At 56.4% G+C, this 13,677-nt stretch carries 12 protein-coding genes; 8 read left to right on the forward strand and 4 right to left on the reverse strand.

Annotated features, from left to right (window positions below):
• Positions 1-231: 231 nt before the first annotated feature.
• The gene (locus VEG30_19220; GenBank protein HXZ82069.1) at positions 232-1,254 is read right to left on the reverse strand and encodes a methyltransferase; all 1,023 of its coding nucleotides are present in this window, start codon (positions 1,252-1,254) and stop codon (positions 232-234) included.
• 324 nt (positions 1,255-1,578) lie between these two features.
• Between VEG30_19220 and VEG30_19225 the strand changes: the two genes are divergently transcribed.
• The 8 genes from VEG30_19225 (at position 1,579) to VEG30_19260 (ending at position 9,226) form a co-directional block, all read left to right on the forward strand.
• The gene (locus tag VEG30_19225) at positions 1,579-1,860 is read left to right on the forward strand and encodes a hypothetical protein (protein HXZ82070.1); all 282 of its coding nucleotides are present in this window, start codon (positions 1,579-1,581) and stop codon (positions 1,858-1,860) included.
• Positions 1,861-2,271: 411 nt separating this feature from the next.
• Entirely contained in the window at positions 2,272-2,580 is a 309-nt protein-coding gene (locus tag VEG30_19230; GenBank protein ID HXZ82071.1) for a cytochrome c, read from the forward strand.
• A 308-nt stretch (positions 2,581-2,888) separates the two neighbouring features.
• Positions 2,889-3,671 carry a 4Fe-4S dicluster domain-containing protein gene (locus VEG30_19235; GenBank protein ID HXZ82072.1) on the forward strand — a complete coding sequence of 261 codons (783 nt, stop codon included), beginning with the start codon at positions 2,889-2,891 and terminating at the stop codon, positions 3,669-3,671.
• Positions 3,668-4,840: a Ni/Fe-hydrogenase cytochrome b subunit gene (hybB, locus tag VEG30_19240; GenBank protein ID HXZ82073.1), complete on the forward strand. Its 1,173-nt coding sequence runs from the start codon at positions 3,668-3,670 to the stop codon at positions 4,838-4,840. Before VEG30_19235 ends, hybB begins: the two co-directional genes overlap by 4 nt.
• Entirely contained in the window at positions 4,827-6,518 is a 1,692-nt protein-coding gene (locus tag VEG30_19245) for an ATP-binding protein (GenBank protein HXZ82074.1), read from the forward strand. The genes hybB and VEG30_19245 overlap by 14 nt, the downstream gene beginning before the upstream one ends.
• A gap of 5 nt (positions 6,519-6,523) precedes the next feature.
• Positions 6,524-7,882: a sigma-54 dependent transcriptional regulator gene (locus VEG30_19250; protein ID HXZ82075.1), complete on the forward strand. Its 1,359-nt coding sequence runs from the start codon at positions 6,524-6,526 to the stop codon at positions 7,880-7,882.
• Positions 7,883-8,428, forward strand: a complete 546-nt coding sequence (locus tag VEG30_19255) for an archaemetzincin family Zn-dependent metalloprotease (GenBank protein HXZ82076.1) — start codon at positions 7,883-7,885, stop codon at positions 8,426-8,428.
• Between the two features lie 141 nt (positions 8,429-8,569).
• Positions 8,570-9,226, forward strand: coding sequence for an SIMPL domain-containing protein (locus tag VEG30_19260; GenBank protein ID HXZ82077.1), 657 nt, complete (start codon positions 8,570-8,572; stop codon positions 9,224-9,226).
• A gap of 83 nt (positions 9,227-9,309) precedes the next feature.
• On the opposite strand, the gene VEG30_19265 is transcribed toward VEG30_19260, so the two are convergent.
• The 3 genes from VEG30_19265 to VEG30_19275 all read right to left on the reverse strand — a co-directional run bounded on the left by VEG30_19265 (position 9,310) and on the right by VEG30_19275 (position 13,622).
• Entirely contained in the window at positions 9,310-10,113 is an 804-nt protein-coding gene (locus tag VEG30_19265; GenBank protein ID HXZ82078.1) for a hypothetical protein, read from the reverse strand.
• Between the two features lie 137 nt (positions 10,114-10,250).
• Positions 10,251-10,955, reverse strand: a complete 705-nt coding sequence (locus VEG30_19270) for a hypothetical protein (GenBank protein ID HXZ82079.1) — start codon at positions 10,953-10,955, stop codon at positions 10,251-10,253.
• Positions 10,956-11,231: 276 nt separating this feature from the next.
• Positions 11,232-13,622: a serine hydrolase gene (locus tag VEG30_19275; GenBank protein HXZ82080.1), complete on the reverse strand. Its 2,391-nt coding sequence runs from the start codon at positions 13,620-13,622 to the stop codon at positions 11,232-11,234.
• Between the last annotated feature and the right edge of the window lie 55 nt (positions 13,623-13,677).

Below are 13,677 nucleotides of genomic sequence, written 5' to 3' on the forward strand. Positions count from 1 at the left end.
CAGTGCAGAATTACCTGAAGCCGGTTCAGTAGTCGACATCGGATAACGACCCTGACGTGCCCCTCTGGCTGTTCTTACTAGGGTGGGAAATCGAGGCGCAGCTCCGAGGCAAATGCAAGTCGTACAGCATCTCACTACTGAATGCTGCCGCGAGCCCGGCGGGGCTTTCAGCTATTCGCCGCTGTGATGCCTGATTTCGACGGTAATCACGGTCCAGGCGTAGTCGCTTCATTACGAGGAGTCGTTTGGCTTGGTGCCAGTGATGACCCACACGTCGCGATACACATTCCTTGCCTTCACCAGCCGGAACCCGCAAGACTTGAGGGCGTGAACCATGTCGGCCCAGGTTGCTAAGGGGAAGGTAAATCCGACGAACTGTGCGATCAGGCGAGCCAAGGGCCGAGTTCCGTCCTTGCTGAGATACCGATCCACGAGGACGAGGAGCCCATTTTCCGGAAGACGGTCGTACGAGTTCTCTAACAGCCGCTTCGAGACCGCGCCGATATCACAGAACATGATGACGTCGAAGCCGGCAGGCAGCTGTTGGCGAATGTCTCCTACTCGCGTACTGATGCGCCTGGACAGTCTCGCACGCCGGATATTTGCGGCAGCAATCTGGCAGACCGGAGCGATATCAAGAACACAGGCACGCAAATGCGGGTTTTTCTCAGCGAGTGCGATCGACATAACCCCCGAGCCTCCGCCTACGTCGAGCACTGCCCGGCGCCTCGACAGATCCAAGTAGCCTGCCAGGGCCTCTGCGTCATAGCGGTGATAATGAAACAACATCTGCGTGAAGTCTTCGGCCTGTCGCCGGTCCTCTTTCATGACTTCGATGTAGCTGGGCTCGTCCAGCCCCTTTATTGACTTGCAACTTCTGCCGGAAGTGAGCGCCTTTTCCAGCACGGCCAGCGCCTCATAGGCCTCTACGCATTCCCTGGAGTACTGGCGGGTCCAGTAAATCGAACGCTCCTCAATGAAGTACTTCTTTGCGAAAGACGTGTTCCAGTACACATCGTTGGTCTTGTGCAAAAGGCCGAGAGCTACCATTGAATTCAAGAAGGCGCGGTGGTAGACGTTGTGCAGGTTAAGAGCACGCGCGATGGCGCTGGCTTTCATGTGCTTCCTTCCGAGCAGTCGAAACAGTTGCAATCTCTCTGCAGCGACGACCAGGCGGGAAATAATGAACGCCGTTTCTATGCCAATACCCGCGAGGACTTTCTTAGGGAATTTGTCCAGTGTTGGCTCATCCATCTGAGAGCCTCCGTTTCGGCTCCAGCAAGGATGAGCGCGGCGTCCCGAATGTGCTGTGAGGAGGGTCACGATAATGGTTTGATGATTGTCCGACCCTGAAGTCGACCCGTAGATGTTCTAATCAGAATGTTGTTGAAGGTTCATTTCCGGGCCGCTGAATGTTGAACCGCGAGTGCTGAAGGCGTGCGCCGGGCTCCAAAGCACTTTCCCCTTTTGGGCTCCTTCCGTCCGCCGAACGCACGGGCAATTTTCACAATCGAATATAAGCTTCACTTCCGATTCAAGCTGTTATTGTCAATGTCGATGTTGAATTAGGAAGTGCGCATGGCTACCCAGAGCAGTAGCTCAGGTATTGGAGCATCATCTAAGGCGCGCGCCAAGATTCTGATGATGCCTCACCTGGAGCCCTATTGCACTTCGCCCAAGCCGCCTGCCGGTCTCTGGATTTCGCGCTGGCGCAGAAACTCGCGCCGGCCATTTGCATGCATAGCAACTCGCCGGCTCAAGCAGCGAGCTCGCGCGCTCTGGAAGACGGCGCTGATCACCATGATTTTCTGGCTAGCGCTCTCCTGGCTGGCGGTACGAGTACTGTTGGGCGGTTTGTAACAGGGCAGGGCTCGCAATCGAGTGTAACCTCCTGATGATGTCCTGACTTCCGGCGGTGGACTCACCCACCGCCGCTTTTTGTTTGAGCTCACTTTGCCGCTGCCTCGCCCCCAACGGGATCCCTCTAGTAGCCGCAATCCTGTTGAAACTCTCATCATCTGAGCTCCAAACTGCTGCCTTATCTTGTCAAGAACTTCATCAGTCCCCATGTCCTAGATCACCGAGCTGATGAACAATTCATCACCCTGAAAAGTGAGCATTATCACAGCCCTGCCTCTCCATCTCATAGAAACTCCTACTCGAGAGCGCACTGTGCACCGGTCCGAACTCCAGGCCCCATCAGCATGAGTCAGGCGCCGGCGGCCCAGGCCATCTTGATTTGGCCCGTCATACCAGAAGGAGAGCATTCCTATGAAATTCGCAAAGCTCACGATCGCGATTCTGGCGATCGCGTTGGCCCTGTTCCTCATCTTGCCCAACCTGTCTTGGGCGGAAGATGGCGCCGCCGTATACAAGGCGAAATGTGCTGCCTGCCATGGCCCAGCCGGGGAAGGTAAAGTCGGACCGGCAATAAAAGGCACTAAACTCACCGACCAACAAATCGTGGACCTGCTCACAAAGGGGGAAGCAGGCAAGAAGGCCCCCCATGCCAAAGCAGTTAATGGCCTTACCGAAGATCAGGCGAAAGCGGCTGCCAGCTTCGTTAAGGACCTGAAGTAACCACCGCAACCGGCCCTCGGCCGGCTGCGGTTGGAACCGGGGTATGCAGTGATGATCACCGCCGATTTGCGCGCGGTTCATCCAGCTAGCCTGGCAGTCTCGCCGACCTTCGACGGTCTCCGGGCTCTGGTTCTTGGGACAAAAGTATTTATCGCCGGGCCTCGACCCTTCCCCCGGAGGCCCGGGGATTTTCCTTACTGCACTTTGGTTCTCCCACTGAGTGGTTTTACCTCTTCCACGATTGCGGCTTTCGAATCCGCTTCTACGCGCGCCGTGCGTCGCGTTCCCGTTTTTTTGGAGAGATCTGTATGAGCAAGGCACTTCTTTATGACGCCACCCTGTGTATCGGGTGCAAACAGTGCGAGGCCGCCTGCGCTGAGCACAACAAGCTGCGCTACGACGACGGTGTCGCCTCAGAAGCCCGCCAGTCCGAGCACAAATTCACAGTGGTGCTCACAAAGAATGACAAATTTATGCGCCGCCTGTGCATGAATTGTCAGGATCCGGCTTGCGCCTCCGTTTGTCCCGTTGGCGCTTTGCGCAAGACCTCCGGTGGTCCAGTGACCTACGAAGCCAGCCGCTGCATGGGATGCCGCTATTGCATGGTCGCCTGCCCCTTCGGCGTTCCTAAGTACGAGTGGAATTCCATCAATCCCAAGGTTCAGAAGTGCACCATGTGCAGTGATCGCGTCCTGGCTGGACTGCAGACCAGCTGCGCCGAAGCCTGTCCGACGGGGGCCACCAAATTCGGCGACCGCGAACAACTCATCGCCGAGGCCCGCAAACGGATCCAGGACAACCCCGGCAATTACCTCAACCACATCTATGGGCTGGACGAAGTCGGCGGTACCTCGGTTCTTCTACTTTCCAGTGTGCCTTTCGAGGAATTCGGCTATCGGACCGATTTCCCGCGTGATCCGCTGCCACTTCGCACTTACCAGGTGCTCTCCCGCATTCCCGACTTCGTACCGTTGGGCGGCATTTTGCTTGGTGGCGTCTGGTGGATCACGCATCGTCGCGAAGAAGTAGCCGCCGCCGAAAGGCAAGACCGTGAGAAGCCATCATCCGCTCGAAAGGAGAGCGCTCAGTGAAGTTCAAGATTACCTTTTGGAAAATCGTATTCGTTGCGCTCATGCTGGCGGGCGCCTATGCCACTCTCATCCGCTTCACTCGCGGACTAGGCCCGTCAACCAATCTCAGTGACCAGTTTCCCTGGGGCATATGGATTGGCTTCGACGTCCTCTGTGGCGTGATGCTGGCCGCCGGCGGTTTCACCTTAACCGCCGCCGTGCATATCCTTCACATCAAGCGTCTTCATCCCATCGTCCGGCCCACAATTCTTACCGCATTCCTCGGATATGTTCTCGTCTGCGTAGCGCTGCTGTTTGATCTGGGCCGCCCCTACAACATCTGGCATCCGCTCATCATGCGCAACCCCCACTCCGTGATGTTCGAGGTCGCCTACTGCGTCATGCTGTACACCACGGTTCTCACACTCGAATTCTCACCCATCGTCCTCGAGCGCCTGGGGTGGCAGAAGCCGCTCAAGATTATTCGCACAGCCCTGATCCCACTGGTGATCTTTGGCGTCATCCTCTCGACGTTGCACCAGTCATCACTCGGCACCCTCTACCTCATCATGCCCACTAAGCTTCATCTTTTCTGGTACAGCCCGCTGCTGCCCGTCTTCTTCTTCCTCTCCGCGATCGCGGTCGGGCTAGCCATGACCATCTTCGAATCCTCCATGAGCTCGAAACATTTCGGTCGTGAGCTGGAACTGCCCATCCTGCAGGAATTGGGACGCGTGCTCCTGGTGGTGCTAACTGTATACGGCATCCTGCGCTTCGAGGATCTGCTCCATCGCGGCGTTCTCAAACTGCTTTTGACCTCCGGTTATGAACGCAATCTCTTCCTGCTGGAAATCGGCCTCAGCGTGGTCGTTCCTGTCATCCTGCTTGTCTTTAAGAACATCCGCAACTCCGCAGGTGGGCTTTACTTGACCGCCGTTCTTGTTGTCCTCGGATTCATTACCAACCGCCTCAATGTCAGCATCACCGGCATGGAAACTGCCGCCGGCTTGCATTACATCCCCAAGTGGACGGAGGTGGCTATCACTGGCGCCATCATTGCCGCAGGATTTTTTCTGTTTGCGATGGCCGTGAAGTACTTACCCATCTTCTCCGAGCACCAGACTGCGGAAAGGCCGTCCGAAGTGCCGGTGCTGGTGAAAGCAACGGTCTTGAGCCATGCCGGAGACTGATCAACTCGATGCTGCCGAATCATATGCTGCGCCATCGCACCTCTGGCGTTTCCGTCGCCTGAGCCGCAGCCTCAGCACTAAGCTGATTGTCCTGTTGCTCGCGGCCATGATCGTCACCTTCGCTCTCCTCGGCTACGTCAACATCCGCCTCCACCGCCGTCATCTGGAAAGCGCTACTCTCGCCGCTGCTGAACGCATGAGCGACACAATGAAGCGCAGCGCCTCCTATCACATGATGCGCAACGACCGCCAGGCATTGTACGAGCTCATCAATACGATCGCGCGCGAGCCTGGAATCCTTCGCATTCGCATCATCAATGAAACCGGCAACATCAGTTTTTCCAGCGATACCAGCGAAGTTGGGAACCGGGTCAATACCCAGGCCGAAGCCTGCACCGGTTGCCATGCCCAGGCGCAGCCACTCACACGTCTGAATCGGCCTGATCGTTTTCGCATCTACCGCGCCGATGGTTCCAGGATTCTTGGAATCATCACCCCGATTGAAAACGCTCCCGCGTGTAGCAACGCCCAATGCCACGCCCATCCCGAGAGCCAGAAGATTCTGGGAGTGCTCGACACCAACCTGTCGCTCGCGCGCGCGGACTCTGCTCTCGCCGAAAGCACACGCCAGATGCTCGCTTACACGGCATTCGCCGTGCTATTCATCGCAGCCCTTACCGCTTTATTCGTGTGGCGCGTACTTGCTCGGCCAGTAAAAGCCCTGACCTCCGGTACGGAGAAGCTGGCCGAGGGTGAACTGGGATACCAAATCGCTATCGATTCCTCTGACGAACTGGGGGATCTGGCCCGCTCGTTCAACGACATGAGCCTACAACTGCGTTCCGCCCACGAAGAGATTACCTCCTGGGCACGCACTCTGGAAGAGCGTGTCGCTGACAAAACCCGCGAGCTCAAGAATGCCCACGAGCAGATCCTGCACGCGGAGAAAATGGCGTCTCTCGGCAAGATGGCTGCCGTTCTGGCGCACGAGATCAACAATCCCCTCTCCGGCATTCTCACCTACGCCAAGCTGCTCCGGCGCTGGATCGACCGCGTCCAAATTGAAGAGAGCCGCCACAAAGAAATCCAAGAATGCCTTAGCCTGATCGAGAGCGAAAGTCGCCGCTGCGGAGACTTGGTGAAGAATCTGCTTACCTTTTCCCGCACCGCGCCGCTTAACATCGCGCAGGGCAATCTGAATTCCGTTGTCGAGCGCGCCCTGAAACTGGTTCAGCATCAGCTCGACATGGCGGGCATTCAACTTCAGACCGATCTGGCTGAAGATCTTCCTACAATCGCTTGCGATCAGGCGCAGATCGAGCAGGTCCTCCTGGCTTTGATCATGAACGCGCACGACGCCATGCCGCGGGGCGGCAATCTGTGGGTGCGCACCCGCTACTTGCCGCAAAGCCAGCAGGTGGAGATTCAGGTGCGTGACGATGGCGTTGGAATTCCCAAGGATTTGCTTCCGCAACTCTTCGAACCGTTTTTCACCACTAAGGAAACTGGTAAGAGCGTAGGTCTCGGGCTCGCTATCAGTCACAGCATTATCGAGCGCCATCATGGTGTGATCGAAGTGGAGTCCGAACCCGGGAAAGGAACTACTTTCTACATTTTCATGCCGGCAGATGCCAAAGCTGCATCGCCTAGCTCTGCCCTGGCAGCCACATCGAGGTAACTGCAATGGAAGGCAAAGGGAAAATTCTGATCGTTGACGACGAACTCAGCGTACGTGACTCGCTTAACAAATGGTTCCGCGAAGAAGGCTACGAAGTCGGAACCGCCGAGAACGCCAGCGAAGCTCTCTCCCGCATGGCGGAACAATCCTGGGACGTATCGCTGGTGGACATCAAAATGCGCGGCACCGACGGCATCGAGCTGCAGCGCCGCATGCACGAAATCGATCCCGAACTGATCTGCATCATCATGACCGGCTACGCTTCCGTCGAAACTGCGGTCGCCGCTCTTAAGAATGGCGCTTATGATTACGTCACTAAACCGCTCGATCCGGACGAGATCGCTCACACCGTAGCCAAAGCTCTCTCCCACCGTCGCACCCAGGAGGAGAATGTTCGCTTGCGGGAGGTAGTCGCTGAAACCGCCATTCCTTCTGACCTGGTTGGACAGAGCGCGGCCATGAAGCGCGTATTCGAGGCCATTGAGACTGTGGCGCCCACCGACGTCACCGTGCTCATTAACGGCGAAAGCGGCACGGGCAAGGAACTGGTTGCTCGAGCCATCCATGCTGCCAGCCCGCGCCGCTTTCACCCGCTCGTCGTGCTCCACTGCGGTGCGCTGACAGAAACTCTGCTGGAAAGCGAGCTGTTTGGGCATGAGAAAGGAGCCTTCACCGGCGCCCAGTATCGCAAGAAAGGCAAGTTTGAGATCGCCGAGGGCGGTACGATTTTTCTCGACGAAATCGGCGACATCAGCTTAAAAACCCAAACTGATCTCCTGCGCGTACTGCAGGAACGCGAGATCGTACGGGTGGGGGGGAATCAGCCCATCCATGTCGATTTCCGCTGTGTTGCCGCAACTAACAAGAAGCTTGAAGACCTGATCGACGAAGGAAAATTCCGGCCCGACCTCTTCTATCGCTTGAACGTGTTTCGCATCGAGCTGCCTCCGCTTCGTGATCGTAAGGAAGATATTCCGCTGCTGGTAAATCACTTCACCAAGAAGTTCTCATTACAGATGAACAAACGAATCAACCGCGTAGCACCCCCGGCGATGGATCTGCTGCAGCAATACGAATGGCCCGGCAACGTCCGTGAACTCGAAAATGCGGTTGAACGCGCTATGGTCGTTGCGCAGGAGCCCGAACTACGCGAGCAGGACTTCATCCTCCATTCCAAAACCGCACCCGAGCCCCCGGAGGCGAAGACGTTGGAGGCTATGGAGCGGATCCACATATTGCGTGTTTTGGAAGAGTGCGGCTGGAACCAGACGCGCACTGCCGAAGTGCTCAACATCGACCGCGTTACCTTGCACAACAAACTCAAGAAGTATGGATGGAGCCGCGGTGCTCTCGTTGAAAAATAAATGAAGCGCTTGCAACTGCTCGCGGTAGGCGAACTCGAGGGGCGCGTGCTGGAAGGCTTAGCTGTCCAGCTCGCCCACCATTTCGCCACTCCTTGTCAGGTGCTGACCACTACCTTGGATCCGAAATTTGCCTTTCATTCCGAGCGCGGCCAGTATCACTCCAGCGAGATTCTCGCTTGCGTTCAGCATCACGTGAACAGCAACACTTGGCGTTTGCTCGCCGTTACCGACGTTGACCTCTACATCCCCATCCTCACCTTCGTTTTCGGTGAGGCACAGATGGGCGGCTTTTGTGCTCTCATTTCCACTCACCGGCTGCGCCAGGAGTTCTACGGCCTTCCTCCCGACCTCGATCTTCTGCATACCCGCATGCTGAAGGAGGCGGTCCACGAATTGGGCCACACCTTGGAATTGACCCATTGCGACGATTACCGCTGCGCGATGGCCGGTTCACATGCGGTGGAATGGATCGATTTGAAAGAGAACTCGTTTTGCCGATCCTGCGCCAACCGCGTGCTGGAACTCGTGGGGCACGGTCCCCGATAGCTCAACGCCGAAATGCGATCCCGACGATGGTAGGCATAATGCAAGAATTCTTACTGCCTTCGTTCCCCAGTAAAGAGGCCGAAAATGAAAATGTTCTTCAGATTTCAACTATTTTTGATTTTGCTCTGGGCAGTTCAGTTTTTGCCAGCTCAAGAACGTCCTTTCATTCAGCCAAACACCATATACGTAGGTGCAGACGGTAAGTATGAGACGCCGCCGGATACTATCGTGTTGCAGTTCAATATTTCCGCTCAGGAAAAGTCTTCACGTGATGCCTATGACAGGGCTGCGAAGGCGGCTGAACAAGTTCGCGAAATCCTGCGCTCCAACGGAATCGATCCCCGGCAAGCCGAGGTTGGCTATTTCTCCCTGATGCCTGTGTACGACTATCAGTCACCCAAGCGCAAGCTCGAAGGTTATCGCGCCAGTTCCAATGTAACGCTCAAACTTCGCGACTTCAGTAAGCTTCCCGCAATCGAAGACAAGCTGGCGGATATGGATGTAACTGGAAATCAATCCATCAATTACACCCTGGAAGACATGGAAGCAGCGAAGGCAAAAGCCTCCGAGGATGCCTTCCATAAAGCGCGTGCGCAGGCCGCAGCCATCGCACAGGCTAGCAACCGATCTCTGGGTGAATTGGTTTTTGCCTCCGTCAACATCGCGGAGCCCATTCGGCCTATGCCTATAATGGCGCGGGCGGAAGCCATGGCTCCGGCGCCTCCTCCAACAGCAGAATTTTCTCCTCAAAAGATCACGATCACGGCACACGTGAATGCGCTGTTTGCACTGAAGTAGGAGGATCGAATAGTCGCGGAGCCAAATCTTAAGCTTTCAGGTTAGCTGTGGCCCTTTCGCGGCGAGTCTGGCGCGTTAGCCCTCTAAGCCTTCGCAAAGATTCGTCCCAGGAAGCCCTTCTTTTTCACAGGCGCAAAGTGCAACGCCTGCAGCAATGATTCGATTTCCTGCTCGGAGAGCGGCGGCGTGTCCTTCCGCAGTCGAATCATCTCCTGAAAAGAAGTGAAGCGGTCGATGCAATAGAAGCAGTCGCGGATGTGCTCCTCCGCCAACTCCCGTTCCCGCCAGGAGACCTGGCCATTGATGAGGTTGTTGAACGTTTTGAGTGGAAGGCAATGTTCAGTTCGGGTCTTTTCCGCCGCCTCAATAAGCACGCGTGCAGACACGTTAAACGCCTGCGCCGTGGCGCCAGGGAGCACTTGCCCCAGTTTTTGCTGCGCCATTTCCTTCACCGCATTCGCGGTAGCCTCTGCGTTCATCATGATCGGTGCGATCTGCGGGGCTGTGTACCCTTTTACGAAGAGCCATAGGATTTCCTGCTCGACCACGTTGAGCTTGCGCATGATCTCGCGCATCTGATCGAGCGAAATCTCCGGAGCCGGAATCCGCGAATTGGCGCGGCCATAGGCGAAAACCAACTGGCGGAACTCCATCATGAACTCGCGTTCATTCTGAAATTTAAAGCTCCGGAACCAGGCATTTCCGTCCTTCTGTGCGCTCTCGAAGACGCCTTGGATATGGCTACCGATCTCGGGAGAGAGCGAAGGAAAGTAGTGGCTTAGCAGCAAGCGCGAAATTGGCGCATAGTCTCGGACGAACTCATGCCAACCCGTACGCTGCCCGTCGGCGCACTCCTCCACCATCAGAAAAATTGTTCGGATTGCCATACCGGATGCGTCGTGGCGACTGCCGTTCCAGTCTAGCAGAAGGAATACCTGCGCAGGGTAAGTTGCGACCTACTTACTCATGACGCTTCTATCTGCTTGCAGATCGTTCGCATCGCAGACGCAGCGAAGATCATCTTTCAGCGGTGTAGCTTGGCCTCGTCCAGCGTCAGGGCCCGCTGCAACACCATCTGCACGCTGGTTCCTTCTGGCAACAGGATATCGTTGCCTCTGGTCAACATTGCGATTGCCAATCCGGTTGCTGCCCCGGCAGCCCCGCCAATCCCCACGCCCTTTCCCGTGCCGCCGCTCGCGAGACCACCGATGACCGCGCCAGTCGCTGCGGTCTGGGCAACCTGCGCGGCGTCCTTCCCCTTTGAGGAATTCTGCTGAATGGTGCCCTCTTCTCCCTTTACGTGTTGGTTTTCCGCTCCCGGCACATTTTCCACTGCTCCCGGCAACATCGTGGTATAGCCGCTGGGAAATACCAGGCTGGTGAAATGCATCAATACTTCTGCGCGTCCTTTAACGCGGCCCGGCCTCTTCACCTCCGTGATCCGACCCTGAACGTAAGTCCCGGCAGGAATGATCACGCGGTCATTCCCCGTAATAGGGAAAGTTGTCTCAGCATAAACCGCATCGCCCACCTTGACGCTCTTTGTGGAGATTCCCTGCTTCAAATGCAGGGGGATTTGCGTGCCTGCAGGAAGGGTGACCTTGCCCTCGCTGAAAATCGGCGAAAGATTGGTTCCGTGCGCGAATGGGTCTGTGTTGGACAGCGGCTCTTGCGCCATAGCCGCGCACACCAGAACGGAAAGTAGTGACACCAACTTTAGAGCACGCATAGCGCTGGTCTCCTCCAGGCTAACTGGTGGCCAAGTATAGCTCCGAATCTACGCGTTTCTTGCTTTAGGTAACTAGATTCCGCGTCTGTTGCAAAGGGTTGTCCCGAAACGATCAACCAGCTAGGCAACATCGCTGATTTTGTCATCACGAGCAGGCTTCAGCCTGCCAGAGATCTGCAGTTCCGCTGAATGCATTGGGGTGCCCCAAGTTCGCGCCGTGATCTTCGGCGCTAATCTGGGATGACCAAATGTTGATTGCCGACTGCTAATTGCGGCTTAGTAAATCAGATACTTCTTCTTCAATTTCACAAACTCATCCAGTTCATCTCGCCAGCCTTCCGTGATAATCCGTGGATCCTCATTCGCCAGCAGCGCGTTAAATGCCGACTGATTGCCCAACAGCTCGATCATCCGATCCAGTTGGAACTGAGACGGATAAAGCTTGCGCAAGGCCGACGCTAGCTCAATCCCCAATTCCGTCGGATCAAAGAAATTCCGATCCACCACTACAATGTTCACCCCGCCGCACAATTGGTTGGCGTAATTGCTGGATATCGGCGTAAAGCTCACCGGCACGAAACGCACCCCCTGGATCATGCGGCCATTGAGATACGCAGCCAGTTCGGTTGGCTTGATCCAGGGTGCTCCAACCACCTCAAAGGGAGTGCCCGTCCCTCGGCCGACGGATATGTTGGTCCCCTCAACCAAACCCACCCCAGGATAGAGCGTGGCTTCAGTCAGGCTGCGCATATTCGGCGAGAGATTCACCCAAGACAAGCCTGTGGAATCGAACCAGTCTCCCCGCATCCATCCGTTCATGGGAACGATCCTCAGCCGAGCTCCGATGCTTCGTTCCGAATTGAAAAGCTTGGCCAGTTCCCCGACCGTCATCCCATGGCGCACAGGCAAAGGGTGATAGTCCACAAAGGCGCCGCGCTGCAGAGTGGAGATCGGCCCTTGTACAAATGCCCCAGTGATTGGATTGGGACGATCGAGCACGATCAGATCAATTCCCGCTTTGGCCACACCCTCCAGGAAATAACCCAGCGTGGTCTCATAGGTATAAAAGCGCACGCCGACATCCTGAATATCGTAGATAACCGCATCCAGATTCTTCAGTACCGCAGGATCGGGGCGTCGTTTAGCGTCGCTGTCCCCATAAACGCTATACACCGTAATCCCGGTAGCACTGTCGCGTGTATTGCCGATTTGCGCGGTATCCAATCCTCCTGTGACGCCGTGTTCAGGGCTGAAAATCGCGACCAGTTCCACTCCCGGAGCATGCGCGAGCACATCGATCGTTCGCCGCCCGCTGGAATCGACGCCGGTCTGGTTCGTGACGAGACCGATCCGGGTTTTGTGGCTGTCTTTCGATTGCAGCTCTTGGAAGTTGTGCGATTCCAGAACATCAATGCCGGTCTTGACCATTCCATTGCGAAACATCACGCGGTGGGCTGCGCTCAAGGTCTCGTTGTATCCAGTAATCTGCCGCAGCCGCACTTGTTCGCTTTCTGACGGTGTCAGTTTCAGCGCCGTCGCCACCGCAGTCGCCACCCGCGACCGTAAGGAGACGATGGAGTTTTGTCCCCGTGGGTGCACCGAGTTCGCCAGAATGATGATGTAGGTGTTGGTTGATGGGTCAATCCAGAGCGAAGTTCCGGTGAATCCGGTATGACCAAATGATCCTACTGGCAAAAACTCACCACGGGTGGTGGAAAAAGGCGAATCGATGTCCCAACCCAATCCTCGCAACGAGCTCGCTGTCGGCGGTTGCTGAGGTGTGCTCATCTTTTCGACGCTGAGAGCGGAAAGGATGGGAGCTCCGCCGTCCAGAAGCGCCTGCGCATAGCGCGCGACGTCATCGGCCGTCGAAAACAATCCAGCATGTCCGGCTACTCCGCCCATCCTGCGCGCGGTAGGGTCGTGCACCACCCCACGCAGCATGACTCCGCGTTCATCATATTCCGTGGCTGCAATTATCGGCCGCCATGCCGCAGGTGGTGTGAAATCGGTGTGCTCCAGACCCAGCGGTTTAAAGATGTTCGTGGTCGCATAGGCATCCAGGGAAAAGCCCGACACCCGGCGAACTATCTCTCCCAACACGATGTAGTTGATGTCGCTGTAAAGGAACCGCGAGCCCGGCGGATAGACTGGGGTCTCTTCCATCGCCATGCGGACGGCAGTGTCATATCCCTCCCAGTGCTGCTTCAGGTCAAGATCTTCGGCCAGCCCGGAGAAATGCGTCAGCAATTGGCGCACCGTGATGTCCTGTTTCCCGTTCATCCCAAACTCAGGAATGTATCGCGTGACCGGATCATTCAGTCGAATCTGCCCCTTCTCCAGCAGTTGCATGCTGGCAGTGGCAGTGACCATGCATTTGGTGAGGGAGGCAACGTCAAAGATCGTGTCGGCGGTCATGGGCTCGCGCGTGGGTTCCAGACTGCGAAACCCGAACGCCTTCCGGTAAATCACGCTGTGATCATGGCCAATCAGGACCACTGCGCCGGGAGGCTTTTGTTCTGCAATCGCCTTCTCCAAGATTTCGTCAACTGCGGCAAGACTTGGCTGCTGCGCAAGGAGTGGACAACTCAGGACCAGCAGGATCTGCGAGAGGAGCAGTCTGATGGAGAAAGAACGAAACTTCGACAACTTCCGGAATGGGCGCATTCTGGACTCGGATGGCAAGTGCAACGCGAATGTACAAGAGGCAGAGGGCACCCGC

This window comes from Terriglobales bacterium (genome assembly GCA_035624455.1).
GTDB lineage: Bacteria > Acidobacteriota > Terriglobia > Terriglobales > Acidobacteriaceae > DASPRM01.

Excerpts from the sequence above, each read along its gene's own strand:
- VEG30_19220 (HXZ82069.1), bottom strand. The coding sequence starts at position 1,254 with ATGGATGAGCCAACACTGGACAAATTCCCTAAGAAAGTCCTCGCGGGT.
- VEG30_19225 (HXZ82070.1), top strand. The coding sequence starts at position 1,579 with ATGGCTACCCAGAGCAGTAGCTCAGGTATTGGAGCATCATCTAAGGCG.
- VEG30_19230 (HXZ82071.1), top strand. The coding sequence starts at position 2,272 with ATGAAATTCGCAAAGCTCACGATCGCGATTCTGGCGATCGCGTTGGCC.
- VEG30_19235 (HXZ82072.1), top strand. The coding sequence starts at position 2,889 with ATGAGCAAGGCACTTCTTTATGACGCCACCCTGTGTATCGGGTGCAAA.
- VEG30_19245 (HXZ82074.1), top strand. The coding sequence starts at position 4,827 with ATGCCGGAGACTGATCAACTCGATGCTGCCGAATCATATGCTGCGCCA.
- VEG30_19250 (HXZ82075.1), top strand. The coding sequence starts at position 6,524 with ATGGAAGGCAAAGGGAAAATTCTGATCGTTGACGACGAACTCAGCGTA.
- VEG30_19255 (HXZ82076.1), top strand. The coding sequence starts at position 7,883 with ATGAAGCGCTTGCAACTGCTCGCGGTAGGCGAACTCGAGGGGCGCGTG.
- VEG30_19265 (HXZ82078.1), bottom strand. The coding sequence starts at position 10,113 with ATGGCAATCCGAACAATTTTTCTGATGGTGGAGGAGTGCGCCGACGGG.
- VEG30_19270 (HXZ82079.1), bottom strand. The coding sequence starts at position 10,955 with ATGCGTGCTCTAAAGTTGGTGTCACTACTTTCCGTTCTGGTGTGCGCG.
- VEG30_19275 (HXZ82080.1), bottom strand. The coding sequence starts at position 13,622 with ATGCGCCCATTCCGGAAGTTGTCGAAGTTTCGTTCTTTCTCCATCAGA.